Here is a 25,193-nt window from a genome sequence, read left to right as displayed (position 1 = left end):
GGCGGGTGACGAGGTGGTGGGCGAGGAGTGCGCCGAGGGTGCCGGTGCCGCCGGTGATCAGCGCGGTTCCCTCCGCGTCGATCCCCCGCGGGACGCCGTCGGCCGCACCGGTCCGGGCCAGCCGCGGTACGCGGGCCACACCGTCCCGCAGGGCGATCCGCGGCTCGTCCGACGCGACCGCCGGCCGCAGCGCCTCCAGCGATCCCGGCGCGTCGTCGAGGTCGGCCAGGACGATCCGGCCCGGATGCTCCGTCACCGCTGAACCCAACAGGCCCCAGGCAGCCGCCTGCGCCGGATCGGGAGCCTCACCGGGGTGCACGGCCATCGCGTGACGGGTGACCGCCACCAGCCGGGAGGACACGAAACGCTCGTCGGCCAGCCAGGCCCGCAACACGTCCAGGGCCCGCTGGGCGCTGTCATGGGCGGCGCCCACCCCGTCCGACCCGTCCGTCGGGTCGGCCGCCGCGGCGACGACGAAGTCGGGCACCGGGGCGCCCTCGTCCACCGCGGCACCGAGCGCCGCCAGATCGCGGTACGCCCGGGCGCCGGGCAGCCCGGCGAGGGCCCCCGAGCCCAGCACGGCCCACAGCCCGGCCGGTTCGGCCACGTTCACGGGAGCCCAGGAGGGAACGAACAGCGCGTCCGCCGATCCACCGGGCTCGGCGACCCGCCCGGCGGGCCGCACGACCAGGGAGTCCACCGTGGCCACGGGAAGCCCGTCCGCGTCGGCGAAGAGCAGCGCGAGCGTGTCGGGCCCGGTCGGCGTCAGCCGTACGCGCAGGAACGACGCCCCGGCCGCGTGCAGCGAGATCCCGCGCCACTCGAAGGGCAGCCTGCCCCGCTGTTCCCGGCCGAACTCGCCCGGTATGAAAGCGGCCGCGTGCAGCGCGGCGTCGGCGAGCGCGGGGTGCAGACCGAAGGCGTCGGCGTCGCCGGCGACCTCGTCGGGCAGCCGCACCTCGGCGTAGACGCGGTCGCCCTGGCGCCACACCGTGCGCAGTCCGCGGAAGGCCGGGCCGTAGTGGAATCCGGACGCGGCGATGTCCGCGTAGAAGCCGTCGACGTCCAGCTCCTCGGCGCCGGCGGGCGGCCAGGCCGTCAGATCGTCCCCGGGTCCCGTACCGGCCGCGGTGAGGCGGCCGCCGGCGTGCCGGGTCCAGACGTCCTCGGCCGATCCCTCCACCTGCGCGTGCACGGTGAACTCGCGGTCCCCGGAAGCGTCCGGGGTCCCCAGGGCCACCTGCACCCGCACGCCGCCGCTCGACGGCAGGGCGAGGGGCAGTTCGAGCGTGAGGTCCGCCACGGACTCCAGTCCGATGCGGGCGCCCGCCCACAACGCCAGTTCGGCGACGGCGGTGCCGGGCAGCACCACCGTGTCTCCGAGAGCGTGACCGGACAACCAGGGATGACTTTCCGTGGAGAGCCGGCCGGTGAACAGCCGGTCGTCCCGGGTCGCCGGCACCAGTGCGGCGCCGAGGAGGGGATGGCCGGCCGGGGCCAGGCCCGCCGCGGTGACGTCGCCGGAGCCGGGCAGGGTCTGCACCCAGTACCGCGAGCGCTGGAACGCGTACGTCGGCAACTCGACCTCGCGGGCGTCCTGCCCGGCGAAGAACGCAGCCCAGTCCACGGGCAGCCCGGCCGCGTGGGCTCGGGCCAGCAGGGTGACGAGTGTCCGGACCTCGGGCCGTTCCCGGCGCAGGGCGGGGGCCACGACGGCGTCCTCACCGCCGAGTGCGGCCAGGGTCTCGTTCACCATGGACGTGAGCGCGCCGTCGGCTCCGAGTTCGAGGAACACGGTGACGCCGTCGTCGGCCAGGGCGCGTACGACGTCGTGGAAGCGGACGGGTTCGCGCACCTGCCGCGCCCAGTAACCGGGGTCGGCCCAGTCGGCCGGCGCGAGGACGGTGCCGGTCACGCTGGAGACGACGGGGATGTCCGCCGGCCCGAAGGCCAGGCCCCCCGCCACCCGGCGCAGCTCCTCGACGACCGGCTCCATCAGGGGGGAATGGAACGCGTGGCTCACCGGAAGGCGCCGCGTCCTGCGGCCGAGCGCGGCGAAGTGGGCCGCGATCCCGGTGACCACGTCCTCGGTGCCGGACACCACGACCGAGCCGGGGCCGTTGACGGCGGCGACGCCCGCGGAGTCCGCGTGCCCGGCGAGCAGCGGCAGCACCTCGTCCTCGGTCGCCGCGACGGAGACCATCGCCCCGCCCTCGGGCAGCTCCTGCATCAGACGGCCACGTGCGGCCACCAGCGCACAGGCGTCGGCCAGCGACAGCATGCCCGACACGTGCGCCGCGGTCAGCTCGCCCACCGAGTGCCCGGAAAGCAGCCGGGGCCGTACGCCCCACGTCTCCAGCAGCCGGAACAGCGCCACGCCGAGCGCGAAGGTGGCGGCCTGGGTGTACAGCGTCTGGTCCAGCAGCCGCGCGTCCCCGGTGTCCGGAGCGGCCAGCAGCACCGTGAGCAGCGGCCGGTCCAGGCGCGGGTCCAGTTCGGCGCAGACCGCCTCCAGCGCCCGGGCGTAGACCGGGAACGTCTCGTACAGTTCCCGTCCCATGCCGGGACGCTGAGCGCCCTGCCCGGTGAAGAGGAAGGCACCGCGGACCTCGCCCGCGAGGCCGCCGATCGAACCGGCCGAAGGGGTCCCGCCGGCCAGGCCGGCCAGCTCACGCAGCAGTTCCTCACGATCCCCGGCGAGCAGCACGGCGCGGTGGTCGAAGGCGGTGCGCTTCGTCGCCAGCGCGCACGCCAGATCGCCGAGGGCCAGGTCGGGGCGGTCGAGCAGGTGGTCGTGCAACCGGGCGGCCTGGGCGGGCAGCGCCGTGGCGGCGGCGGCCGACAGCAGCACCGGCACCACCGGCAGCACGGTGGCGGGAGCCGGCGAGCCGTCCCCGTCCGTCCCGTCCGCCTCGGCGGCGGCGAGGTCCGCCGACGCCGGCTCCTCCACGATGACGTGCACGTTCGTGCCGCTGATCCCGAACGAGGACACACCGGCCCGGCGGGGCCGGTCCGTCCGGGGCCACGGGCGATTCTCGGTCAGCAGCTCCACCGCGCCGACGGACCAGTCCACCTCGGGCGTCGGGCCGTCCACGTGCAGAGTGCGGGGCAGCTCCTGGTGCCGCATCGCCATGACCATCTTGATGATTCCGGCGGCGCCCGCGGCGGCCTGGGTGTGGCCGAGGTTGGACTTGACGGAACCGAGCCACAGGGGCTGGTCGGCGGGGCGGTCCTGGCCGTAGGTGGCCAGCAGCGCCTGCGCCTCGATCGGGTCACCGAGCGTCGTGCCCGTACCGTGCGCCTCCACGACGTCGACGTCGGCGCAGCCGAGGCGGGCCGAGGCCAACGCCTGCTGGATCACGCGCTGTTGCGACGGTCCGTTGGGGGAGGTCAGGCCGTTGGACGCGCCGTCCTGGTTGACCGCGCTGCCCCGGACGATCGCGAGCACGTTGTGCCCCTTGCGCCGGGCGTCCGACAGCCTCTCCACGACGAGCAGCGCGGAGCCCTCGCCCCAGCCGACGCCGTCGGCGGCGGCCGCGAACGACTTGCACCTGCCGGTGGGGGACAGGCCGCGCTGCCGGGAGTTCTCCACGAAGGTGGCGGGCGTGGACATGATCGTCGCCCCGCCCGCGAGCGCCATGTCGCACTCCTCGTCGCGCAGCGCCTGCACGGCGAGGTGCAGCGCCACCAGCGACGACGAGCACGCGGTGTCGAGGGTGACGGCCGGGCCCTCCAGCCCGAGGAAGTACGAGATCCTTCCCGACGCCACGCTGGCGGCCATGCCCGTGCTCAGGTACCCCTCGACCTCGTCGGGCAGCGTGCCCGGACCCGAGGCGTAGTCGTGGTACATCAGGCCCGTGAAGACCCCGGTGCGCGAACCGGCCAGGGACCTCGGGTCCACCCCCGCGTTCTCCAGGGCCTCCCACGCGGTCTCCAGCAGCAGCCGCTGCTGGGGGTCCATCGCCAGAGCCTCGCGCGGCGCGATCCCGAAGAACTCGGAGTCGAAGGAGGCCGCCTCCGAGAGGAAACCGCCCTCGGTCGTGTACGAGGTGCCCGAGTGGTCGGGATCGGGGTGGTAGAGCGCGTCGAGGTCCCATCCACGGTCCCGCGGCATGGCACCGATGGCGTCGCCGCCCCGGCGCACGAGGTCCCACAGCTCGTCGGGCGAGCCGACGTCGCCGGGCAGCCTGCAGGCCATTCCGACAATTGCTATGGGCTCGGCGTCGCCGGCCTCAAGCTTCTTGATCCGTCGATGGGCTTGCCGGAGGTCGGCCGCCATCTTCTTGAGGTAATCAACCAGCTGCGCTTCGTTCGTCACCTGTGAACCTGCCTGAGAGATTGGCAAACCTCGCCCTTCGAGGGGAAGTTACGGATGGTCCGCCCCTAGCAGCGTCCCCTCAGCCACCCCAGAAGACCGTTCTCGGCGCCCCCCGCAGGTGCGCGTGCAGTTCACGGGCTAGGGGTTGTCGCTAGGGGTGACGCCCTGTCTAGCATTCGGCGATTTCATGTTTCGACAGGACTGGAGCGCATCGCCGCCATGACTATCTCTGAGTCGGAAAACGAAACTCCGGTGGAGCAGGAATTCTCGAAGCCCAAGGGCCCCGAGAAAATCCGCGACGTGGATTTCCTCCTGGGTGACTTCCGTGTCGAGTGGACCAATTTCACCGCCGACCCGGCGACCACCGGCGTCGCCACCTGGAACACCGAGACGACCTTCGGCGGCCACGCGTACGAAATGACGCAGCGCGTGGACGAGCACGACGTCAACGGGCGCTTCATCGTTCAGTGGGTCGAATCCGAGTCCGCGTTCTCCGGCTACTACTACGACGACTGGGCGAACCGCACCCTCCTGACCTCCGAGGGGTGGAAGGACGGCTTCTTCTCCTTCACCGGCACCTGTGTCGGATTCGGCAAGACGTTCCAGCTCAAGGAGCAGTACGAGATCGTCGACGCCGACCACTACGTCAAGCGCGGATTCGTCAAGTTCGACGAGAACGAGGAGACGGACTGGATCCCGGCGGACGAGATCCACGCCTACCGGGTCTGAATCCCGGGGCCGCGGGCCGGACCCGGTCGGCGGCACCCGCACGCAGGACCCCGAGGGTCCTGACCGCAAGGCCGGCGGTACGGGAGCCGACCCCGTACCGCGACATCTCGGAAAGGTTGAACATGCCCACGCTGTCCGAAGCCCTTCTCGCCGGCGCGTCCCCGGAGGAGCTGGAGCGCGCCACGCTGCCGGAGGAATACACCGCCGCGTTCACTCGGGCCGAGGACGCCGGGATGTTCGAAGGGGTCGGCGACAAGGACGTCCGGAAGGCGCTCCACGTGGGACAGGTGCCCATGCCGGAGCTGGCCCCCGACGAGGTGCTGGTCGCGATCATGGCCAGCGCCGTCAACTACAACACCGTGTGGTCGGCCATGTTCGAGCCGATCCCCACCTTCCGCTTCCTGAAGCAGTTCGCCGCCCAGGGCGGATGGGCCGAGCGTCACGACCTGCCGTACCACGTGGTCGGCTCCGACGGCTCGGGCGTGATCGTGCGCATGGGCTCCGGGGTGCGCCGCTGGAAGATCGGCGACCACGTGGTGGCGAGCTGCGTTCAGGTGGACGATCAGGAACCGGCCACCCACGGTGACGGGATGATGGGCGCCGAGCAGCGCATCTGGGGGTTCGAGACGAACTTCGGCGGCCTGGCCCACTACGCGGTGGTCCGGGCGAGTCAACTCGTCCCCAAGGCCGGACACCTCACCTGGGAGGAGGCCGCGTGCAACTCCCTGTGCGCGGGTACCGCCTACCGCATGCTCGTCGGTGAGCGCGGCGCCCGCATCAAGCAGGGTGACGTCGTCCTGATCTGGGGCGCCGCGGGCGGGCTCGGCGCGTACGCGGCCCAGTTCGTCAGGAACGGCGGCGGCATACCCGTGGGTGTCGTCAGCTCGCCCGAGAAGGCGGAGGCGGCGCGCAGGCTCGGCTGCGAGCTGGTGGTGGACCGGTCGGAGATCGGCCTGGACGACAGCGTCCCCGATGACCCCGCGAAGGTGATCGAGGTGGGCAAGCGGCTCGGGCGCATCATCCGCAAGGGGGTCGGCGAGGATCCGCACGTCGTCTTCGAACACGTGGGCCGCGCGACCTTCGGCGTCTCGCTCTTCGTGGTCCGCCGCGGCGGGACCGTGGTCACCTGCGGCTCCAGTACCGGCTACCAGCACACGTATGACAACCGGTACTTGTGGATGAAGCTGAAGCGGGTCATCGGCAGCCACGCCGCGAACCTTCAGGAACAGTGGGAGTCCAACCGGCTCTTCGCCACGGGCCGCATCATGCCCACCCTGTCCGCGGTCCATCCGCTGTCCGAGATCGGCGAGGCCGCGCGCTCGGTGCAGACCAACCGGCACATCGGCAAGGTCGGCGTGCTGTGCCAGGCGACCGGGCCCGGCCAGGGCGTCACCGACCCCGTGCTGCGCGCCTCCATCGGCGAGGACCGCCTGAACCCGTTGCGCGATCTGCACAAGGCCCGCACGGCGAGCTGACCCCTGTGTGTACAGGACCTGTCCGGGACCGTAGATACTGGTCTCGGGCAGGTCCTTGTCGTGTCGGGGGACCCACAGAACGTCGCTCAGTTGAGCGACGGTTGACCCATCCGTGTGACGAGCGGCATAATATTTGAGTAAAGTCTGCCTCAAATACTTTGTGATACCGTTCGCAAGCGCCCGGGATGGAAGCGTGAAGACCGTAGTGCGACCGTCTTCCCGCCATGCGCAACGTCACTCCCGGGTCACATCCGTCCACTGACGGTGACCACCCCACCCAACACCTCGCCGGAGGAGCTGCCCCCATGCAGTCCAACGACGCCCGAACTCTCCTGCACTGCCTCATCCCCACCGTCGTCGTCGGCGGAGCAGGGATCGCGGTCAGCGCCGCCCTCGCGGGCGGCAAGGGCGCGCTGGGTGCCGCCATCGGCGCGGCACTCGTCCTCGTGTTCATGGGAGGGGGGCTGGTCGCCCTCCAGCGGACCGCCCGCTCTCTGCCGCATCTCTTTCAGATGATGGGGCTCTTGCTCTACACGACGCAGATCCTCGCACTGATGATCATTCTCAGCGTGATCAAGCGCGTCGCGGTCTTCGACACCAAGTGCACCGCCTTTACGCTGCTCGCGGCCACCCTGGTCTGGATGGCGGCGCAGGTGCGGGCGCACATGAAGTCGAAAATCCTTTATGTGGAGCCGGAAGGGGCCCGTACGCCCTCGTAACGTGTAGGCCGGGTGTAAAGGGGCTTCCGCTCGTTTGCTATCGTCTCGCCACAACTGCGGCAGGGCTTGCGCGGGCGGCGGACGGACGCCAGATGAGCGTTGTCAGAGCTTGGTGCCCAAGCGCCGCACTTAAGTATCCGCCAGTCCAGTCCAGTGCCGTTCCGCGGTCGCAGGCCGCGCCGACACAATGAGGTTGCCGTACCCATGCGTCAAGTTGAAGGAGCTCGCGGTGAGTGACGCCACGACGCTCGCCTTCGAAATCGATTGTCACATCTTCGAAGGGTGCGGCTTCCCGACCCCCGGCCTGCACTCCTTCCTGTTCAAGCCGATGTTCACGGTCGGCGGCATCGAGATCAACAAGCCGATGATGCTGGCCTTGTTGAGCACGATCGTCGTCGTGGGGTTCTTCTGGGCGGCGTTCAACAAGCCGAAGCTGATCCCCGGCAAATTGCAGATGGTCGGCGAGGCGGGTTATGACTTCGTCCGCCGTGGAGTGGTCTACGAGACGCTCGGCAAGCGCGAGGGCGAGAAGTACGTCCCGCTCATGGTCTCGTTGTTCTTCTTCATCTGGATCATGAACATCTGGTCGATCGTTCCGTTGGCCCAGTTCCCGGTCACGTCGATCATCGCCTTCCCGGCCGGCCTCGCCGCGATCGTGTACGTGCTGTGGGTGAGTCTCACCTTCAAGCGCCACGGATTCGTCGGCGGTCTCAAGAACATCACGGCTTACGACAAGTCGCTCGGCCCGGTGTTCCCGGTGGTCATGCTGTTCGAGTTCCTGTCGAACATGATCATCCGGCCGTTCACTCACGCGGTCCGTCTCTTCGCGAACATGTTCGCGGGTCACGTGCTGCTGCTGATCTTCACCATCGCGAGCTGGTACCTGCTCAACGGCATCGGTATCGCCTACGCCGGCGTCTCGTTCGTGATGGTCATCGTGATGACGATCTTCGAGTTGTTCATCCAGGCACTGCAGGCGTACGTCTTCGTCCTGCTCTCGTGCAGCTACATCCAGGGTGCTCTCGCCGAGCACCACTGACGGTCGGACCCCCCCCTATACATCCGGTGGCCAACCCCCACCGGCCCGTGAAACAGAAGGAAGAAACGGCATGTCTGCTCTCGAGACCCTCGCTGCGGTCAACCTCCAGGGCAACCTCGGAGCGATCGGCTACGGCCTCGCCGCGATCGGCCCCGGCGTCGGCGTCGGCATCATCTTCGGTAACGGTACCCAGGCCCTGGCTCGCCAGCCCGAGGCCGCCGGTCTGATCCGGCAGAACCAGATCCTCGGCTTCGTCCTCTGTGAGGCGCTCGCCCTGATCGGTCTCGTCATGGGCTTCGTCTACCCGGTCCCTTCTTGATCGCCCTCGGCTGAGAAACATTTTCGACGGAAGGCACTGATGTGATCGCCCTGGTACCGCTGGCAGCTGAGGAGATTCAGAATCCCCTCGTCCCGCCGATCCCCGAGCTCGTCATCGGTCTACTGGCCTTCGCCATCGTCTTCGGTTTCTTCGCGTGGAAGTTCCTCCCGAACATCAACAAGGTTCTGGAAGAGCGTCGCGAGGCCATCGAAGGCGGTATCGAGCAGGCCGAGGCGGCCCAGACCGAAGCCCAGAGCGTGCTGGAGCAGTACAAGGCCCAGCTCGCCGAGGCCCGGCACGAAGCCGCCCGCATGCGCCAAGACGCGCTCGAGCAGGGCACTGCGCTCAAGGAAGAACTGCGCGCAGAGGGCCAGCGGCAGCGTGAGGACATCATCGCTGCCGGCCACGCCCAGATCGCGGCCGACCGTAAGGCCGCCTCGCAGGCGCTGCGTCAGGACGTTGGCAAGCTCGCCACCGACCTGGCCGGAAAGCTCGTCGGCGAGTCCCTCGAGGACCACGCCCGGCAGAGCCGCACGATCGACCGCTTCCTCAGCGAGCTTGAGGAGAAGGCCGAGGCGGCCCGATGAACGGATCGAGCCGCGAGGCGCTGGCCTCCGCACGCGAGCGTCTCGACGCGCTGATGGACAACACGTCCGTCGACGCGGCGAAGCTCGCCGGCGAGCTGGCAGCCGTCACCGCGCTGCTCGACCGTGAGGTCTCGCTGCGTCGGGTCATCACGGACCCGGCGCAGTCCGGCGAGGCCAAGGCCGAGCTGGTCGGTCGGGTGTTGGCGGGTCAGGTGAGCGGGGAAACCCTCGACCTGGTGTCCGGCCTCGTCCGGTCCCGCTGGTCGCGGTCCCGTGACCTGGTGGACTCGCTGGAGGCGTTGGCGGCCACCGCCGACCTCACCGCGGCCCAGCAGGTGAACGCGCTCGACAACGTCGAGGACGAGCTGTTCCGGTTCGGCCGGATCGTCGCCTCGAACACCGGGCTGCGTTCCGCGCTGACCGACCGTGCGGCCACGCCCGCCGCCAAGAGCGAGCTGCTGAGCAGCCTGCTCGGCGGCAAGGCGAACGCCGTCACCGAGCGCCTGGTGACCCGTCTTGTCACGCACCCGCGTGGACGTAGCCTGGAAACGGGACTCGGCTCCCTTTCCAAGCTCGCCGCCGAGCGTCGTGACCGCATGGTCGCCACCGTGACCACCGCGGTTCCGCTCGACGACGCGCAGAAGCAGCGTCTCGGCGCGGTGCTGGCCAAGCTGTACGGCCGCCAGATGCACCTCAACCTCGACGTGGACCCCACGGTCCTCGGCGGGATCGTGGTGCGGGTCGGCGACGAGGTCATCGACGGCACCATCGCGGACCGCCTCTCCGAGGCGACCCGCCGCATGGCCGGCTGACCAGCCACCAAACAGAACGAAAAGCATTCCTAGCGGCCCGGTTGGGCCGTGCAGAACTTGCAGAAGATTCCTGGGGGTCGCCCCCAGACCCCTAAGAAGCTTCAGGCCCAACAAGGAGAGCAGGGAACCCAGATGGCGGAGCTCACGATCCGGCCGGAGGAGATCCGGGACGCACTGGAGAACTTTGTCCAGTCGTACCAGCCGGACGCGGCCTCGCGCGAGGAGGTCGGAACGGTCAGCGTTGCCGGCGACGGCATCGCAAAGGTGGAGGGCCTGCCCTCCGCCATGGCGAACGAACTGCTGAAGTTCGAGGACGGCACCCTCGGTCTCGCCCTCAACCTCGAGGAGCGCGAGATCGGTGCGGTCGTCCTCGGCGAATTCAGCGGAATCGAGGAGGGCCAGCCGGTGCAGCGCACCGGTGAGGTTCTCTCCGTAGGTGTCGGCGAGGGTTACCTCGGCCGCGTTGTCGACCCGCTCGGCAACCCGATCGACGGTCTCGGCGAGATCGCGACCGAAGGCCGCCGCGCCCTCGAGCTGCAGGCCCCGGGCGTCATGGTCCGCAAGTCGGTCCACGAGCCCATGCAGACCGGCTACAAGGCCATCGACGCGATGGTGCCGATCGGCCGCGGCCAGCGTCAGCTGATCATCGGCGACCGCCAGACGGGCAAGACCGCCCTGGCCGTCGACACGATCATCAACCAGCGCGACAACTGGCGCTCCGGCGACGTGAACAAGCAGGTTCGCTGCATCTACGTCGCCATCGGCCAGAAGGGCTCGACCATCGCGTCCGTTCGCGGCGCCCTGGAAGACGCCGGCGCGCTGGAGTACACGACGATCGTCGCCGCCCCGGCGTCCGACCCGGCCGGCTTCAAGTACCTGGCGCCGTACACCGGTTCCGCCATCGGCCAGCACTGGATGTACGCCGGCAAGCACGTCCTGATCATCTTCGACGACCTGTCGAAGCAGGCCGACGCCTACCGCGCCGTGTCGCTGCTGCTGCGCCGCCCGCCGGGCCGCGAGGCCTACCCGGGTGACGTCTTCTACTTGCACTCCCGTCTGCTGGAGCGCTGCGCGAAGCTCTCCGACGACATGGGTGCCGGTTCGATGACCGGTCTGCCGATCGTCGAGACCAAGGCGAACGACGTGTCGGCGTTCATCCCGACCAACGTCATCTCCATCACCGACGGCCAGTGCTTCCTGGAGTCCGACCTGTTCAACGCGGGCCAGCGCCCGGCGCTGAACGTCGGCATCTCGGTCTCCCGCGTCGGTGGCTCCGCCCAGCACAAGGCGATGAAGCAGGTTTCCGGCCGTCTGCGCCTGGACCTCGCCCAGTACCGCGAGCTGGAGGCGTTCGCCGCCTTCGGTTCCGACCTGGACGCCGCTTCGAAGTCCTCGCTGGAGCGCGGCAAGCGTCTGGTCGAGCTGCTGAAGCAGGGCCAGTACCAGCCGATGCCCGTCGAGGAGCAGGTCGTCTCCGTCTGGGCCGGTACCACCGGCAAGATGGACGAGGTCCCGGTCAACGACATCCGTCGCTTCGAGTCGGAGCTGCTGGAGCACCTGCGCCGCGAGCGCAAGGACCTCCTCACCTCCATCGCCGAGGGCGGCAAGATGTCGGACGACACCCTGACGTCGATCGCCGACGCCATCGCCGCCTTCAAGCAGCAGTTCGAGACCTCGGACGGCAAGCTTCTGGGCGAGGACGCGCCGGCCGTCAACGTCTCCAAGTGACGACGGAAGGGACCTGACTCATGGGAGCGCAGCTCCGGGTCTACAAGCGTCGCATCCGTGCCGTCACGGCGACCAAGAAGATCACCAAGGCGATGGAAATGATCGCCGCCTCGCGCATCGTCAAGGCGCAGCGCAAGGTGGCGGCATCGATGCCGTACGCGACCGAGCTCACCCGTGCGGTGACCGCGGTGGCGACCGGCTCGAACACCAAGCACGCCCTGACCACCGAGGTCGAGGCGCCGGTGCGCGCCGCGGTCCTGCTCATCACGAGCGACCGCGGTCTGGCCGGCGGCTACTCCTCGAATGCCATCAAGCAGGCGGAGCGGCTCAGCGAGCGGCTGCGCGGCGAGGGCAAGGAGGTCGACACGTTCATCGTCGGCCGTAAGGGTCTGGCCTACTTCGGCTTCCGCGAGCGCAAGGTCGCGGAGTCGTGGACCGGCTTCACCGACAGCCCGGCCTACGCCGACGCCAAGCGCGTCGCGGAGCCGCTGATCGAGGCCATCCAGAAGGAAACGGCCGAGGGCGGCGTCGACGAGCTGCACATCGTCTACACGGAATTCGTGTCGATGATGACGCAGAACGCGGTCGACGGCCGGATGCTGCCGCTCAGCCTCGACAAGGTCGAAGAAGAGTCCGGCGCGAAGGGCGAGATCCTTCCGCTGTTCGACTTCGAGCCGTCGGCGGAGGACGTCCTCGACGCCCTGCTGCCGCGCTACGTCGAGAGCCGCATCTACAACGCACTGCTGCAGTCGGCCGCTTCCGAGCACGCCGCCCGCCGCCGCGCGATGAAGTCGGCGACCGACAACGCCGGAGACCTCATCAAGAGCCTCTCCCGGCTTGCCAACGCGGCCCGCCAGGCCGAAATCACCCAGGAAATCAGCGAGATCGTCGGTGGCGCGAGCGCCATGGCTGACGCGACCGCGGGGAGTGACAAGTAATGACGACCACTGTTGAGACGGCCGCCGCCACGGGCCGCGTCGCCCGGGTCATCGGCCCGGTCGTCGACGTGGAGTTCCCCGTCGACGCCATGCCCGAGATCTACAACGCGCTGAAGGTCCAGGTCGCCGACCCGGCCGAAGACGGCGCGCTCAAGACGCTGACCCTGGAAGTCGCCCAGCACCTGGGTGACGGCCTGGTCCGCACCATCTCCATGCAGCCCACCGACGGTCTGGTCCGCCAGGCCCCGGTGACCGACACGGGCGAGGGCATCACCGTCCCCGTCGGTGACTTCACCAAGGGCAAGGTGTTCAACACCCTCGGTGAGGTGCTGAACTACCCGGAGGAGAACGCCAACGTCACCGAGCGCTGGCCCATCCACCGCAAGGCGCCTCGCTTCGACGAGCTCGAGTCGAAGACCGAGATGTTCGAGACCGGCGTCAAGGTCATCGACCTTCTCACCCCGTACGTCAAGGGTGGAAAGATCGGTCTGTTCGGTGGTGCCGGTGTCGGCAAGACCGTTCTGATCCAGGAAATGATCTACCGCGTCGCCAACAACCACGACGGTGTGTCGGTCTTCGCGGGCGTCGGTGAGCGTACCCGTGAGGGCAACGACCTCATCGAGGAAATGGCCGACTCGGGCGTCATCGACAAGACGGCGCTCGTCTTCGGTCAGATGGACGAGCCCCCGGGCACCCGTCTGCGCGTCGCCCTGGCCGGTCTGACCATGGCGGAGTACTTCCGCGATGTGCAGAAGCAGGACGTGCTGTTCTTCATCGACAACATCTTCCGGTACACCCAGGCGGGTTCCGAGGTGTCGACCCTGCTCGGCCGCATGCCCTCCGCGGTGGGCTACCAGCCGAACCTGGCCGACGAGATGGGTCTCCTCCAGGAGCGCATCACCTCGACCCGTGGTCACTCGATCACCTCGATGCAGGCGATCTACGTCCCCGCGGACGACCTGACCGACCCGGCGCCGGCGACCACCTTCGCCCACCTCGACGCGACGACGGTTCTTTCCCGTCCGATCTCCGAGAAGGGCATCTACCCGGCCGTGGACCCGCTGGACTCGACGTCCCGCATCCTCGACCCGCGGTACATCGCGGCGGACCACTACGCCACGGCGATGCGCGTCAAGGGGATCCTCCAGAAGTACAAGGACCTCCAGGACATCATCGCGATCCTCGGTATCGACGAGCTGGGCGAGGAGGACAAGCTCGTTGTCCACCGTGCCCGTCGCGTCGAGCGCTTCCTGTCGCAGAACACCCACGTGGCGAAGCAGTTCACCGGCGTGGACGGTTCGGACGTGCCGCTGGAGGAGTCGATCACCGCGTTCAACGCGATCTGCGACGGTGACTACGACCACTTCCCCGAGCAGGCGTTCTTCCTGTGCGGTGGCATCGAGGACCTGAAGGCCAACGCCAAGGAGCTGGGCGTCTCCTGAAGCCCCGCTCCTCGTGAGCAGAGCTGATTGACGGAGAGGGGCGGGTGCGTCCCGTCCCTCTCCCCACGCCCATTAGAATTCGACCCAACACCCGGCCGACCCGCCGGGTGGTGACCCGAGGAGCCACCTTGGCTGCTGAGCTGCACGTCGAGCTGGTCGCGGCGGACCGCAATGTCTGGTCCGGCGAGGCCACCCTTGTTGTCGCCCGCACCACGTCCGGCGACATCGGCGTCATGCCCGGTCACCAGCCGCTTCTCGGTGTGCTGGAATCGGGCCCTGTGACCATCCGCACCGGCGAGGGCGGCACTGTCGTCGCCGCGGTGCACGGCGGTTTCATCTCGTTCGCGGACAACAAGTTGTCGCTGCTGGCCGAGACCGTCGAGCTTGCTGACGAGATTGACGTCCAGCGGGCGGAGCGGGCACTGGATCGCGCGAAGGCGGAGGCCGATGCGGCCGCCGAGCGTCGCGCGGATGTCCGACTGCGCGCGGTAACGGGGCACTGAGCCCCGTACCGAATAGTGTGCGACCTCAGCCGCGGTTCGTTCTGGAATTTTCCAGACCGGGTCGCGGCTGAGGCGATGTACGTCCGTTTTTCGCATGGCGGTATTCGATGAGCGAGGAGGTCGGTGAAGATGCTCCTCGCTCTGCTTGTGAGCGGCCTGATCGTGGTCTTGTTGGCGATCGGACTCTTTGTCTTCGGGCTGCGCCGGAGACTGATCCAGCGGTCCGGAGGGACCTTCGACTGCAGCCTGCGGTGGGGCGGCGTGGCCGAGGGGCCGGACGTCTCCGGCAAGGGATGGGTGTACGGGGTCGCCCGCTACAGCGGTGACCGGATCGAATGGTTCAGGGTCTTCAGCTACTCCCCGCGCCCGCGCCGGCTGCTGGAGCGTTCCTCCATCGAGGTGCTCGCCCGCCGCGCGCCCGAGGGCGAGGAGGAGCTGGCGCTGCTGTCCGACGCCGTCGTGCTCGGCTGTTCCCACCGGGGAACGCGCCTGGAGCTGGCGATGAGCGACGACGCGCTGACCGGTTTCCTCGCCTGGCTGGAGGCCGCGCCGCCCGGCCAGCGGGTGAACGTGGCCTGAGCGGGCCCGTGACGTGAGGAAGCCGGGGAGAAGGGGGACGGACCCTTCTCCCCGGCTTCGTCGGTTCACCGGTGCGGAGCGCGGGGGCTACTGCAGACCGGTGTGGATCGCGTTGGCCAGCTCACCGTTGGTGGTGTCACCGCTGAACTCCCAGAAGAAGGCCCCGCGCAGTCCCTGCTGCTTGGTCCAGGTCATCTTCGAGGCGACGGTGGCGGGGGTGTCGTAGCTCCACCAGTTGCTTCCGCACTTGGCGTAGGCGGTGCCGGCGATGGTGCCGGTGGACGGGCAGCTCGCCTTGAGGACCTTGTAGTCCTCGATGCCGGGCTCGTAGGTGCCCGGGGCGGGTCCGGTGGCGGTGCCGCCCGGGGTGGCCTGGGTGACGCCGGTCCAGCCGCGGCCGTAGAAGCCGATGCCGAGGTTGAGCTTGGAGCCGGCGATGCCCTTGCCCTTGAGCTTGGTGATCGCGGCCTCGGAGTTGAAGCCGTCCTGCGGGATGCCGGTGTAGGCGGTGAGCGGGGAGTGCGGGGCCGTGGGGCCCTGCGCCGCCCAGGCGCCGAAGAAGTCGTACGTCATGACGTTGTAGAAGTCGACGTACTGGGCGGCGCCCGCGTAGTCGGCCGCGTCGAGCTTGCCGCCGTTGGAGCCGTCGGCGGAGATCGCGGCGGTGACCAGGTTGTTCGCGCCGAACTTGCCGCGGACGGCCTGCATCAGGTTCTTCAGGGAGGCCGCGCCGCTGGTGTCGCAGGTCAGGCCGCAGGCGTTCGGGTACTCCCAGTCGAGGTCGATGCCGTCGAAGACGTCGGCCCACCGCGGGTCCTCGACGAGGTCGTGGCAGGACTGGGCGAAGGCGGCCGGGTTCGCGGCGGCCTGGCCGAAGCCGCCGGACCAGGTCCAGCCGCCGAAGGACCAGAGGATCTTGATGTTCGGGTACTTCGCCTTGAGCTTGCGCAACTGGTTGAAGTTGCCGCGCAACGGCTGGTCCCAGGTGTCGGCGACGCCGTCGACGCTCTGGTCGGCGGTGTAGGCCTTGTCGTAGTCGGCGTACGCGTCGCCGATGGTGCACTTGCCGCCCTGGACGTTGCCGAAGGCGTAGTTGATGTGCGTGATCTTCGCGGCGGAGCCGGAGGTGACCAGGTTCTTCACGTGGTAGTTGCGCTGGTAGACGCCCCAGTTCGTGAAGTAGCCGAGCTTGACCCTGGTGCCGTCACCGGGGTCGGGGCCGGGGCCCGTGCCGCCGCCCGGGGTGGTCACCGAGAGGGAGCCGGAGGAGGGACCGGTCTGGTCGGAGGTGTCGCGGGCGGTGATCGTGTAGGCGTACGTCGTGCCCTTGGTCAGGCCGCTGTCGGCGTAGCTGGTTCCGGTCACCGTGGCGACCTTGCTGCCGCCGCGGTGGACGTCGTAGTTCTTGATCCCCTTGTCGTCGGTGGCCGCGGCCCAGTTCAGGGTGAGCGAGGTCTCGGTGACCCCGGTCGCGGTGGGGGTGCCGGGGGCCGACGGCGGGTTGTCGGTGGGGGTGGTGCCGCCGTCGCAGGAGCCGCCGTTGATCTTGCAGCCGGAGGGGGCGCCCGGGCCGGTGCCGTTGAAGCCGAAGGTGACGCTCGCACCGGGGGACAGGGTGCCGTTCCAGCCGACGTTCTTGGCGGTCCAGTGGTTGCCCGAGGCGGTGACGGTGGCGTCCCAGGCCGAGGTGACCCTGGTGCCGGCCGGGTAGTCCCACTCCACGGTCCAGCCGTTGATGGTGGTGGTGCCGGTGTTCTTCACCGTCCACTTGCCCTCGAAGCCGGAGCCCCAGTCGGAGGCCTTGGCGTAGGTCGCGGTGGCGGAGCCGGCGGCCTGTGCGGTGCCCGCCAGGCCGACGAGGCCGGCGACGGGCAGGGCCAGGGCGACCGCGGTCGCGGCCAGCCTTCTGAGCAGTCGTACGCGTCGTGGGGGTGCTGTGCTCAAGGGTGCTCCTCCGTAGGTCCGTCGAAGTCGTGGGGCCGACTCCGACATGGGGGTGGGACCTGCGCCGCCCGTGAGCACGTCTCGTCAAGGTTCTTGTCATGACACGCTCACCACAGTGTTGCGGTGAGATTAGAAAGGTCTGGACCAACCGTCAAGAGGTCCAGACCTCCCTTCGAGCCTCCTACTTGATGCCCAACTCCTGCGCCAGTACGGCCGCTTGCACCCGGCTGCGCAGCTCCAGCTTCCCCAGCAACCTGCTGACGTGCGTCTTCACCGTCGCCTCCGCCATGTCCAGTCGGCGAGCCACCTCCGCGTTCGACAGGCCGTCACCCAGGCAGCCCCACACCTCCCGCTCGCGCCGGGTCAGCGAGGCCACCGCCGCCGCCCGCTCCGGCGGCACGGCCGTCCGCACGGGTTGCGGCGCCGCGAACTCGGCGATCAACCGGCGGGTCACGGCGGGCGCGATCAACCCCTCGCCGCGGGCGACGGTACGGACCGCCCCGATCAGCTCCGCCGCCTCCGCGTCCTTCAACAGGAAGCCCGAGGCGCCCGCGCGCAGCGCCCCGAAGACGTACTCGTCGAGATCGAACGTCGTCAGCACGAGCACGTCGGCCAGCCCCTCCGCGACCACCTGCCGCGTGGCCGAAACCCCGTCGAGCCGGGGCATCTGCACATCCATGAGGACCAGATCCGGCCGAAGCTCACGGGCCAGACGGACCGCCTCCTCCCCGTCCGCCGCCTCGCCCACCACCTCGATGTCGCCCGCACTGCGCAGGATCATCACCAGACCCGCGCGCACCGCCCGCTGGTCCTCCGCCACCACGACCCGGAAGTTCACCCGGTCACCGCCCTCTCCTCGGCGGGCAAGGACGCCCGCACCTGCCACACCGTGCCGGCCCGCCCTGCCGTGAACGCGCCCCCGAGCAGCTCCGTCCGCTCGCGCATGCCGATCAGCCCCGCGCCGGAACCCGGGGCGCGCGGGCCGGTCCGCTCCCCGTACGGCGAGTCCACCCGTACGGTCAGGAGCCCGTCCGCGGACGTCAGGCGCACCCGGACCGTCCCCGGGACGGCGTGCTTGAGGGCGTTCGTCAGCGACTCCTGGACGATGCGGTACGCGGCCAGCTCCACGGGTGCGGGCAGCGGTTCATCGTCGGCGCGGGTGTCGTCCAGTACGAAGTCCAGGCCGCTGCCGGCGCCGTTCACGCGAGCCTTGCCGACGAGTACGTCCAGTCCGTCGAGGGAGGGCACCGCCACCGGCTCCTGCTCCGCGCCGGCGTCCCGCAGCAGCCCGATCAACCGTCGCATCTCGGCCAACCCCTGCACGCTGTTCTCGCGGATCACCCCGAGGGCGTCCCGGCTGGTCGCGGGGGAGTCGATGGACAGCGCGGCAGTGGAGTGGATGGCGATGGCCGACAGGTGATTGGCCACCATGTCGTGCAACTCCCGCGCCATCCGTGCCCGTTCGGCGGCCACGGCCTGCGAGCGGTCCATCTCGGCCAGCAGCGCGGTCTGCTCGGCGCGCAGCCGGGCGGCCACCGCCGCCTCGCGATGGTTGCGCAGGGTGGCTCCGGTCAGGGCCGGCCCGAAGCCGACGATGCCGGTGATCACGCCGATCAGCAGGGCCTGCGGGGTGCGCAGCCAGGCCACCGAGGCGATCGTGACGGCGACGGTGATCAGTCCGGTGGTGACCGGGAGCCGCCGGGCCATGGAGGGCTTGCCGTACACGACGGCGGCGTACATCAGGTCGGTGAAGATCAGGACCGTGACCAGGTTGCCGACGGTGAACTGGTCCGCGATCACACCGACGGTGCCCACGGACAGCGTCAGGCGCGGCGCGGTGCGGCGCAGCAGCTCCATCGGGCCGAGGGCGACCAGCGGGACCAGGGCCGCCCAGTCGGGGAGCAGGTTCCGGTTCGGGGAGCTGTGTACCCCGAGCGACCACAGGAGCACCCCGGCGAGCAGGCTGACGACGCACAGCAACACGTCGTCGCGGTGGGGGCGGAAGGCGGACACGCGGGTCTTCGAGGGCACGTTCCCATCCAACACGGTGAAGCGCTCCCGGGCCTCGCCGGCTGGGCGGAGGAGCCGCTACATCGAAGGGTGCAGTCGCTCTCGTCATCGCAGACGACGTGCCGGACCGGACCGGACGGGACTCTTGGAGGGCGGGGAAGGGCGGGAAGGGCCGCCCCGACCGGGTCGAGGGGCCGAGAGGGAGAGTGAGTACCGTGCTCGTCGCGCTGATCATCGCCTGCGAGGTCGGCTTCTGGGTACTGCTGGCGGCAGGGCTGGCGCTGCGCTACCTCGCCCGGATGCCGAGGCTGGGCGCGGCGGTGCTCCTGTGCGAGCCGCTGATGGAGCTGGCCCTGTTCGTGTTCACCACGCTGGACCTGAGGAACGGCGGCCGACCGGGCTGGACGCACGGCCTGGCCGCCCTCTACATCGGCTACACCGTGGCCTACGGCCACTACACGGTGAAATGGCTCGACCGGCACGCCGCCCACCGTTGGGCGGGGGGACCGAAGCCGCCGGGCGCCAAGTACGGCAGGGCGCGGGCCGTCCACGAGTGGAAGCTGTGGCTGCGGACCCTCGCCGCCGCGGCCGTCTCGCTGGCCCTGCTGGAAGCCGCGATCCGGTACGTGGGCGCCGGAGCGGACGTCGACGCGCTGCGGCAATGGCAGTTCGTGGTCCTGCGGATCGCCGGCATCCAGGCCCTGATCGCGGCGACCTACTCGATCTGGCCGCGGAAGGCGCCGGCGGGCAGGGCCGACCGGGACGAGGCGGACCCCGCCGCCCTCCTCAAGCGTTAGGCCGTCTCTTCCGGATCCCGCCTGGCCCGGGCCGCCTCTTCCTGATCGTGCCCGACCCGCGCCGCCCGCCGCCGCCCGCCGCCGCCCGCCTTCCGACCGACGGGCCCGTCAGCGCTCGCCGCCCGGCACCCACAGGACGTCCCCGACCTCCTTGTTGGCCGTCCGGGCCAGGATGAACAGGAGGTCGGAGAGGCGGTTCAGGTAGGTGGCCGTCAGCGGGTTCATGGCCTCCGCGTGCTCCTCCAGGGCCGCCCAGGTCGAGCGCTCGGCGCGCCGCACGACGGTGCAGGCCTGGTGCAGCAGGGCCGCGCCGGGGGTGCCGCCGGGCAGGATGAAGCTGCGCAGCTTCTCCAGCTCGCCGTTGAAGGTGTCGCAGTCCGCCTCCAGCTTGTCCACGTAGAACTGCTCGACGCGCAGCGGCGGGTACTCGGGGTTCTCGACGACGGGGGTGCACAGGTCCGCGCCGACGTCGAACATGTCGTTCTGCACCCGGACCAGGACCTTCACCAGGTCCTCGGACAGGCCGCCGAGGGCGATCGCCGTGCCGATGGCCGCGTTCGCCTCGTTGACGTCGGCGTACGCGGAGATCCGCAGGTCGGTCTTCCGCGTGCGGCTCATGTCCCCGAGGGCCGTCGTGCCCTGGTCGCCGGTGCGGGTGTAGATGCGCGTGAGGTTCACCATGTGTCCAGCCTAGTGAGCGACCCCGAAACACGCGTACGGCGCCCGCGCGCGGGGCCCCCGGGTGCCGGGCGCCGTCCACCGGCGACGGTCGCAGACCCGCACGAAAGGGTACGCAACGGCGCAGAGATGGCGGTACGGGGAAGAGGGGGCGGTGTGCCCGACGCGCTCGCCGTCCGGCGCGGGGGTGAACAGGCCCGGTGGGTCGCCGTCTTGGCGGGCCCGTGCCGCCCCGAGCGGCCCGCCCGGATCGGTGGAACGCGGCGCCGGGTCGGGCGACTCCGGCCGATCGGGGACCGGTTGGGGACGGCGGGTGCGGGCTGAGCCGTCCCGGTGTGATGTCCGTCAGATGAGACGTGACGCGTGTTACTTCGCGGTCACACGACCCCTCACGGGCGCTAGTCTCCGCCGGAGAGGCCACGGGACTGGGCCGTATTCGAGAACGAGGGGTGTGCAGTGGCTGGGAAGCTCGCCGTCATCGGTGCCGGACTCATGGGATCCGGTATCGCTCAGGTCTCCGCTCAGGCGGGCTGGGACGTCGTACTGCGTGATGTCACCGACGCCGCGCTGACCCGTGGCACGGACGGGATCAAGGCCTCGTACGACCGCTTCGTCGCCAAGGGCAAGCTGACGGCCGAGGACGCCGAGGCGGCGCTGGCCCGGATCACCACCTCCACCGACCTCGACGCGGTCGCCGACGCCGACATCGTCGTCGAGGCCGTCTTCGAGAAGCTCGAGGTCAAGCACGAGATCTTCCGCGCGCTCGACAAGCTCGTACGCGACGATGCGATCCTCGCCTCCAACACCTCCGCCATCCCGATCACCAAGATCGCGGCCGTGACGGAGCGTCCGGAGCGGGTCGTCGGCGCGCACTTCTTCTCGCCCGTCCCGATGATGCAGTTGTGCGAGCTCGTCCGCGGCTACAAGACGAGCGACGAAACCCTCGCCACCACGCGGGCGTTCGCCGAGTCGGTCGGCAAGACCTGCATCGTCGTCAACCGCGACGTCGCCGGCTTCGTGACGACCCGTCTGATCTCCGCGCTGGTCGTCGAGGCAGCCAAGCTGTACGAGTCGGGCGTCGCCTCCGCCGAGGACATCGACATCGCCTGCAAGCTGGGCTTCGGTCACGCGATGGGACCGCTCGCCACCGCCGACCTCACGGGCGTCGACATCCTGCTGCACGCCACGAGCAACATCTACACCGAGTCGCAGGACGAGAAGTTCGCGCCGCCGGAGCTGATGCGCCGCATGGTGGACGCGGGCGACATCGGCCGCAAGAGCGGCCAGGGTTTCTACAAGCACTGAGCACGATCGTTCGAATGCCCTCGCCCGACAGGGTGAATTAGGTATCGGTTCGCTCACGGTCGGCAACTTCCCTGCTCCTGAGGCAGTCAGTTGCAGTGAGAGTTGCCGACCACGGACCAGTCGGACCAGACGAACGCAGGACTGCCGGGAGCGCATATGCACATCAGGGGCGACCACGCCGAACTCGCGGTCGGGGGTCGCCTCGACGTGCGCAGCGCGGCGGACGCCCGTACGGCCCTGCACTCCGCCCTCGACGACGGCCACGGCGACCTCGTGCTGGACCTCACGGCACTCGACTCGTGGGACGCGACCGGCCTCGGCGTGATCATGGGCGCCCACCGGAGGGCAGGCCGGAGCGGACGCCGCCTGGTGCTGCGCGGGGTGCCCGCGCAGATGCAGCGGTTGCTGGTGGCGACCCGGCTGCACCGGATCCTCGCCATCGAGGGCGGACTGGAAGCGGAGTCCCTGCCGCGCGTGTGACGACCGGGTGCGTCGATTCCGCAGAAACGTAACGGTCCGGTGGTGAAGGCACCCCGGCGGTTCCGGCGGGGCCGGCCACGGTCTAGGGTTCGGGCGGAAACCGGACCAGTAGCGACTGCGGCGTGTGCGAGCGAAGGCCGGGCGGTACGACGGCGGCAGCGGCGGTACGCGCGACGCGATCGGGGGACTTGGTCATGGACCGAACTCAGGGACAGTCCGAACCGGGCGAGGACACCCCGGCAGCGTCGGGTCCCGCGAGCGGATCCGTCGCGCGGGTCGTCACGCTGACCGCGGGGGACTTCACCCTCACCGTCAACCCGGTCGACGGCAGCGAGATAGAACCCCTGCGACCGGGCACCGCGAAGGAACACCCCGTCAAACGCGGTCCGGCCGCCCGCGCCGAGCGGGACGCCGCCACGAGACCGCCGGCGCTGCCCGGCACCCCGCCCCCCGGCCGGCTCCTGCTGGAGCGCGAGGAGGAGCGGGAGCGGCTCGTACGGCTGCTGGGGCGCGGACGCTCCGTACGCCTGACCGGACCCGCCGGATCGGGTCGTTCCGCGCTGCTCGACTCGGTGGCCCTCGACTGCGAGGGAGTCGCGCCCGACGGGGTCGTACGGCTCTCCGGGCACGGGCAGCAGCAACCGGCGGAACTGCTCCACGCGCTGTACGCGGCCGTGTACGAGGGCTCCGGCCGCCGCCCCGACCGCCCGGAGCTCCTCGCACGGGTGAAGGAGATCGGCGCGGTCGTCCTCCTCGACGACCTGGAACTCGGCGGCCCCGCGCTCGACGAGCTGCTGCGGGCCACGCCCGAATGCGCCTACCTGCTGGCCGCCACCCCCGACACCAAATCCCCCTCCGACGACTCGCACCTGGAGGAGGTCTTCCTCGGGGGCCTCGGCCGGGCCGACTGCGTCCTGCTGCTGGAGGCCCTCACCGGGCGCGCCCTGACCGAGGAGGAGACCGCCTGGGCGGGCGACCTGCGGTTCGCCTCCGAGGGTCTGCCCCTGCGCTTCGTCCAGGCCGCCGCGCTGCTGCGCCGGCGGGACGAACTCAACCGGACCGACGAGACGGACGACGAGGAAGAGCCCGGCGTCTTCGAGGAGCGCCCCCGCGAACCCGTCGACGTACCGCTGCCCACCCTGGCCGAGGCCGCCGCGCCGGCGGAACTCCTCGCCTCCCGGGTGAGCGAATCGGCGCGGGCCGCCCTGCGCATCGCGTGCGCGCTCGGCGGGGAGATGCCCCACCACGCGCACCTGCCGGCCCTGGTGGGGGACACGCACGCCGACGTGGCGGTCGCGGAACTCCTCGGCTGCGGGCTGCTGACACCGGTCGGACCGCGCTACCGGCTGGCCCCCGGGGTGGCCCGGCAGTTGGAGGAGGCCGGGTACGGGGAGAGCGCCGCCGAGGAGGCCCGCACGGCCGCCCGGCACTACGTCTGGTGGACCGGTCACGCCTCGGTGACCCCGGAGCGGGTCGCGGCGGAGGCCGACGCGGTACTGGCGGCCCTGGCGGGCGCCGACGTGGTGGCGGCCGTCCTGCTGGCGCGCACGGCCGCCCCGGCCTTCGCGGCGTCGCTGCACTGGGAGGCGTGGGAACGGGTGCTGCGCTCGGGCGCGGAGGCCGCGCGCAAGGCCGGGGAGGTCGCGGAACAGGCGTACTTCCACCACGAGCTCGGTGTGCTCGCGCTGTGCGAGGGCCGCCTGGAGCGGGCCAGGGCGGAGCTGGAGGCCTCGATCGGTCTGCGCGGCGCGCTCGCCGACAAGCGGGGCACGGTTGCGGGGCGACGGGCGCTGGCCCTGGTCACGGACCGGGAGACGGCCGGGGGCGTGGCATCGCCGCCGCTGCGGCTGGAGGCGCCGGTGACGCCCGCGGCGCCGGTGACCCCTGCGGCGCCCGTGACCCCTGCTCCTCCCAAGGCTTCCACGCCGCCGACGGCCTTCCCGCCGGTGTCACTGCCCGCGTCCCTGGCCGGCTCCCTTCCCGCGGCTCCTCTCGCGGCTCCTCTCGCGGCCCCGGCCGACGCCCCGCCCGCGTCGCCGCCGACGCGACCGGTCGGCGCGGTGGCGGCGGCGGGGCCCGGGGTCCCGCCGCCGCCCGCGGGGGAGCCCGTCACGCAGGTGGTTCCCGTGATCCAGCGGGGGGACCAGAAGTCCTCCTCCGCCCTGTCGGAGGTCTTCGACGACGCGTTCCCCCTGACGGCGAAGCCGGCGGCGCCGCCCCTCGCCCCGCCGCCGCCCGCTCCGGCGTCCCGACGCCGCACGGCGCTGCTGGCCGCGGCCGGCGCGGTGACGGTGGCCGTGCTGGGCACGGTGGTGGCCCTGGCGGTGATGCCGTCGGGCGACGACAAGCCGCAGGGGCCCGCCGTGTCGACCACCCCGACGTCCGTGACGGAGAGCAGCGGGAACGTTACTTCGGAGACCTCCGCACCCGAGCCGGGGACGTCCGACCCGGCCGATCCGGCGGACCCGAGCCGCCCCGCACCGTCGGGCACCCGCCGTGATCCGGGCACCGTGCCGAGCACGGGCACGACACCGCCCGTGCGCACGCCGTCCGACCGGCCCTCGTCCCCGACGACGCCGCGCACCTCGACGCCGCCCTCGACGCCCGTCCAGTCGCCGACCTCCCCGGACCCCAAGCCGTCCACGTCCTCGGTGACCCCGCAACCGTCGGTGTCGACCCAGCCGCCGGTAACGTCGGTCCCCACCGGCCCGACGGGCGGCGACACCTCCCCGGAGGCGTCCACGACCCGGTAGGGGGCGGAGAACGGCACGGCCCCGCCGGCAATCGCCGA

The 25,193-nt window shown here is 70.6% G+C and carries 21 protein-coding genes; 16 read left to right on the top strand and 5 right to left on the bottom strand.

Annotated elements, in window-relative coordinates:
- Positions 1-4,318: type I polyketide synthase (locus ACFYW3_RS21815; protein ID WP_389387007.1), on the bottom strand; the 4,318-nt coding region annotated here is incomplete at its 3' end.
- 252 nt (positions 4,319-4,570) lie between these two features.
- On the opposite strand from ACFYW3_RS21815, the gene ACFYW3_RS21810 reads away from it, so the two are divergent.
- The 12 genes from ACFYW3_RS21810 (at position 4,571) to ACFYW3_RS21755 (ending at position 15,188) form a co-directional block, all read left to right on the top strand.
- Positions 4,571-5,047, top strand: coding sequence for a hypothetical protein (locus ACFYW3_RS21810; protein ID WP_389387006.1), 477 nt, complete (start codon positions 4,571-4,573; stop codon positions 5,045-5,047).
- A gap of 122 nt (positions 5,048-5,169) precedes the next feature.
- Positions 5,170-6,522 carry a crotonyl-CoA carboxylase/reductase gene (gene ccrA, locus ACFYW3_RS21805; RefSeq protein WP_351762166.1) on the top strand — a complete coding sequence of 451 codons (1,353 nt, stop codon included), beginning with the start codon at positions 5,170-5,172 and terminating at the stop codon, positions 6,520-6,522.
- A gap of 305 nt (positions 6,523-6,827) precedes the next feature.
- On the top strand, positions 6,828-7,241 hold the full coding sequence (locus ACFYW3_RS21800; protein WP_351762169.1) for a hypothetical protein: 414 nt from the start codon (positions 6,828-6,830) through the stop codon (positions 7,239-7,241).
- A 187-nt stretch (positions 7,242-7,428) separates the two neighbouring features.
- The gene (gene atpB / locus ACFYW3_RS21795) at positions 7,429-8,280 is read left to right on the top strand and encodes a F0F1 ATP synthase subunit A (RefSeq protein WP_351762172.1); all 852 of its coding nucleotides are present in this window, start codon (positions 7,429-7,431) and stop codon (positions 8,278-8,280) included.
- Positions 8,281-8,350: 70 nt separating this feature from the next.
- A complete protein-coding gene (locus ACFYW3_RS21790) occupies positions 8,351-8,599 on the top strand; it encodes a F0F1 ATP synthase subunit C (RefSeq protein WP_351762174.1) in 249 nt (82 codons plus the stop codon).
- Positions 8,600-8,640: 41 nt separating this feature from the next.
- Positions 8,641-9,186: a F0F1 ATP synthase subunit B gene (locus ACFYW3_RS21785; RefSeq protein ID WP_351762177.1), complete on the top strand. Its 546-nt coding sequence runs from the start codon at positions 8,641-8,643 to the stop codon at positions 9,184-9,186.
- Positions 9,183-9,998 (top strand): F0F1 ATP synthase subunit delta, encoded by an 816-nt coding sequence (locus ACFYW3_RS21780; protein WP_389387005.1) that lies wholly within the window; start codon positions 9,183-9,185, stop codon positions 9,996-9,998. Before ACFYW3_RS21785 ends, ACFYW3_RS21780 begins: the two co-directional genes overlap by 4 nt.
- 132 nt (positions 9,999-10,130) lie before the next feature.
- Positions 10,131-11,726, top strand: coding sequence for a F0F1 ATP synthase subunit alpha (gene atpA, locus ACFYW3_RS21775; RefSeq protein WP_053677441.1), 1,596 nt, complete (start codon positions 10,131-10,133; stop codon positions 11,724-11,726).
- Between the two features lie 20 nt (positions 11,727-11,746).
- On the top strand, positions 11,747-12,664 hold the full coding sequence (locus tag ACFYW3_RS21770) for a F0F1 ATP synthase subunit gamma (RefSeq protein WP_351385471.1): 918 nt from the start codon (positions 11,747-11,749) through the stop codon (positions 12,662-12,664).
- On the top strand, positions 12,664-14,106 hold the full coding sequence (gene atpD / locus ACFYW3_RS21765; RefSeq protein WP_008738184.1) for a F0F1 ATP synthase subunit beta: 1,443 nt from the start codon (positions 12,664-12,666) through the stop codon (positions 14,104-14,106). Before ACFYW3_RS21770 ends, atpD begins: the two co-directional genes overlap by 1 nt.
- 128 nt (positions 14,107-14,234) lie before the next feature.
- Positions 14,235-14,609, top strand: a complete 375-nt coding sequence (locus tag ACFYW3_RS21760) for a F0F1 ATP synthase subunit epsilon (RefSeq protein ID WP_389387004.1) — start codon at positions 14,235-14,237, stop codon at positions 14,607-14,609.
- 129 nt (positions 14,610-14,738) lie between these two features.
- Positions 14,739-15,188 carry a DUF2550 domain-containing protein gene (locus tag ACFYW3_RS21755; protein WP_053677710.1) on the top strand — a complete coding sequence of 150 codons (450 nt, stop codon included), beginning with the start codon at positions 14,739-14,741 and terminating at the stop codon, positions 15,186-15,188.
- 87 nt (positions 15,189-15,275) lie between these two features.
- On the opposite strand, the gene ACFYW3_RS21750 is transcribed toward ACFYW3_RS21755, so the two are convergent.
- The 3 genes from ACFYW3_RS21750 to ACFYW3_RS21740 form a co-directional block, all read right to left on the bottom strand.
- Entirely contained in the window at positions 15,276-17,180 is a 1,905-nt protein-coding gene (locus tag ACFYW3_RS21750) for a glycosyl hydrolase family 18 protein (protein ID WP_389387003.1), read from the bottom strand.
- A 133-nt stretch (positions 17,181-17,313) separates the two neighbouring features.
- Positions 17,314-17,970, bottom strand: coding sequence for a response regulator transcription factor (locus ACFYW3_RS21745; protein WP_351762186.1), 657 nt, complete (start codon positions 17,968-17,970; stop codon positions 17,314-17,316).
- Positions 17,967-19,163 (bottom strand): sensor histidine kinase, encoded by a 1,197-nt coding sequence (locus ACFYW3_RS21740; RefSeq protein ID WP_389387002.1) that lies wholly within the window; start codon positions 19,161-19,163, stop codon positions 17,967-17,969. The genes ACFYW3_RS21745 and ACFYW3_RS21740 overlap by 4 nt, the downstream gene beginning before the upstream one ends.
- 194 nt (positions 19,164-19,357) lie before the next feature.
- On the opposite strand from ACFYW3_RS21740, the gene ACFYW3_RS21735 reads away from it, so the two are divergent.
- Positions 19,358-19,939, top strand: coding sequence for a hypothetical protein (locus ACFYW3_RS21735; protein WP_351762196.1), 582 nt, complete (start codon positions 19,358-19,360; stop codon positions 19,937-19,939).
- 108 nt (positions 19,940-20,047) lie between these two features.
- Here the strand turns inward: ACFYW3_RS21735 and ACFYW3_RS21730 are convergent, their stop codons facing one another.
- Positions 20,048-20,620, bottom strand: a complete 573-nt coding sequence (locus tag ACFYW3_RS21730; RefSeq protein ID WP_053677455.1) for a cob(I)yrinic acid a,c-diamide adenosyltransferase — start codon at positions 20,618-20,620, stop codon at positions 20,048-20,050.
- A gap of 453 nt (positions 20,621-21,073) precedes the next feature.
- Between ACFYW3_RS21730 and ACFYW3_RS21725 the strand changes: the two genes are divergently transcribed.
- The 3 genes from ACFYW3_RS21725 (at position 21,074) to ACFYW3_RS21715 (ending at position 25,155) form a co-directional block, all read left to right on the top strand.
- A complete protein-coding gene (locus ACFYW3_RS21725; RefSeq protein ID WP_053677457.1) occupies positions 21,074-21,922 on the top strand; it encodes a 3-hydroxyacyl-CoA dehydrogenase family protein in 849 nt (282 codons plus the stop codon).
- 156 nt (positions 21,923-22,078) lie between these two features.
- The gene (locus ACFYW3_RS21720; protein ID WP_053677459.1) at positions 22,079-22,402 is read left to right on the top strand and encodes an STAS domain-containing protein; all 324 of its coding nucleotides are present in this window, start codon (positions 22,079-22,081) and stop codon (positions 22,400-22,402) included.
- 194 nt (positions 22,403-22,596) lie between these two features.
- Positions 22,597-25,155 (top strand): ATP-binding protein, encoded by a 2,559-nt coding sequence (locus ACFYW3_RS21715; protein ID WP_389387001.1) that lies wholly within the window; start codon positions 22,597-22,599, stop codon positions 25,153-25,155.
- Positions 25,156-25,193: the final 38 nt, after the last annotated feature.

It is taken from the genome of Streptomyces sp. NPDC002602 (assembly GCF_042889445.1).
In the GTDB taxonomy this organism is placed as follows: Bacteria; Actinomycetota; Actinomycetes; order Streptomycetales; family Streptomycetaceae; genus Streptomyces.
The sequence above is the reverse complement of the archived record's forward strand: the minus strand, read 5'-3'. Positions and strand labels throughout refer to the sequence as shown.

Bases quoted from the DNA above. Each gene is read 5' to 3' on its own strand.
- ccrA (WP_351762166.1), top strand. From the start codon at position 5,170: ATGCCCACGCTGTCCGAAGCCCTTCTCGCCGGCGCGTCCCCGGAGGAG.
- ACFYW3_RS21800 (WP_351762169.1), top strand. From the start codon at position 6,828: ATGCAGTCCAACGACGCCCGAACTCTCCTGCACTGCCTCATCCCCACC.
- atpB (WP_351762172.1), top strand. From the start codon at position 7,429: ATGAGGTTGCCGTACCCATGCGTCAAGTTGAAGGAGCTCGCGGTGAGT.
- ACFYW3_RS21790 (WP_351762174.1), top strand. From the start codon at position 8,351: ATGTCTGCTCTCGAGACCCTCGCTGCGGTCAACCTCCAGGGCAACCTC.
- ACFYW3_RS21780 (WP_389387005.1), top strand. From the start codon at position 9,183: ATGAACGGATCGAGCCGCGAGGCGCTGGCCTCCGCACGCGAGCGTCTC.
- atpA (WP_053677441.1), top strand. From the start codon at position 10,131: ATGGCGGAGCTCACGATCCGGCCGGAGGAGATCCGGGACGCACTGGAG.
- ACFYW3_RS21770 (WP_351385471.1), top strand. From the start codon at position 11,747: ATGGGAGCGCAGCTCCGGGTCTACAAGCGTCGCATCCGTGCCGTCACG.
- atpD (WP_008738184.1), top strand. From the start codon at position 12,664: ATGACGACCACTGTTGAGACGGCCGCCGCCACGGGCCGCGTCGCCCGG.
- ACFYW3_RS21755 (WP_053677710.1), top strand. From the start codon at position 14,739: ATGCTCCTCGCTCTGCTTGTGAGCGGCCTGATCGTGGTCTTGTTGGCG.
- ACFYW3_RS21750 (WP_389387003.1), bottom strand. From the start codon at position 17,180: ATGTCGGAGTCGGCCCCACGACTTCGACGGACCTACGGAGGAGCACCC.
- ACFYW3_RS21730 (WP_053677455.1), bottom strand. From the start codon at position 20,620: ATGGTGAACCTCACGCGCATCTACACCCGCACCGGCGACCAGGGCACG.
- ACFYW3_RS21720 (WP_053677459.1), top strand. From the start codon at position 22,079: ATGCACATCAGGGGCGACCACGCCGAACTCGCGGTCGGGGGTCGCCTC.
- ACFYW3_RS21715 (WP_389387001.1), top strand. From the start codon at position 22,597: ATGGACCGAACTCAGGGACAGTCCGAACCGGGCGAGGACACCCCGGCA.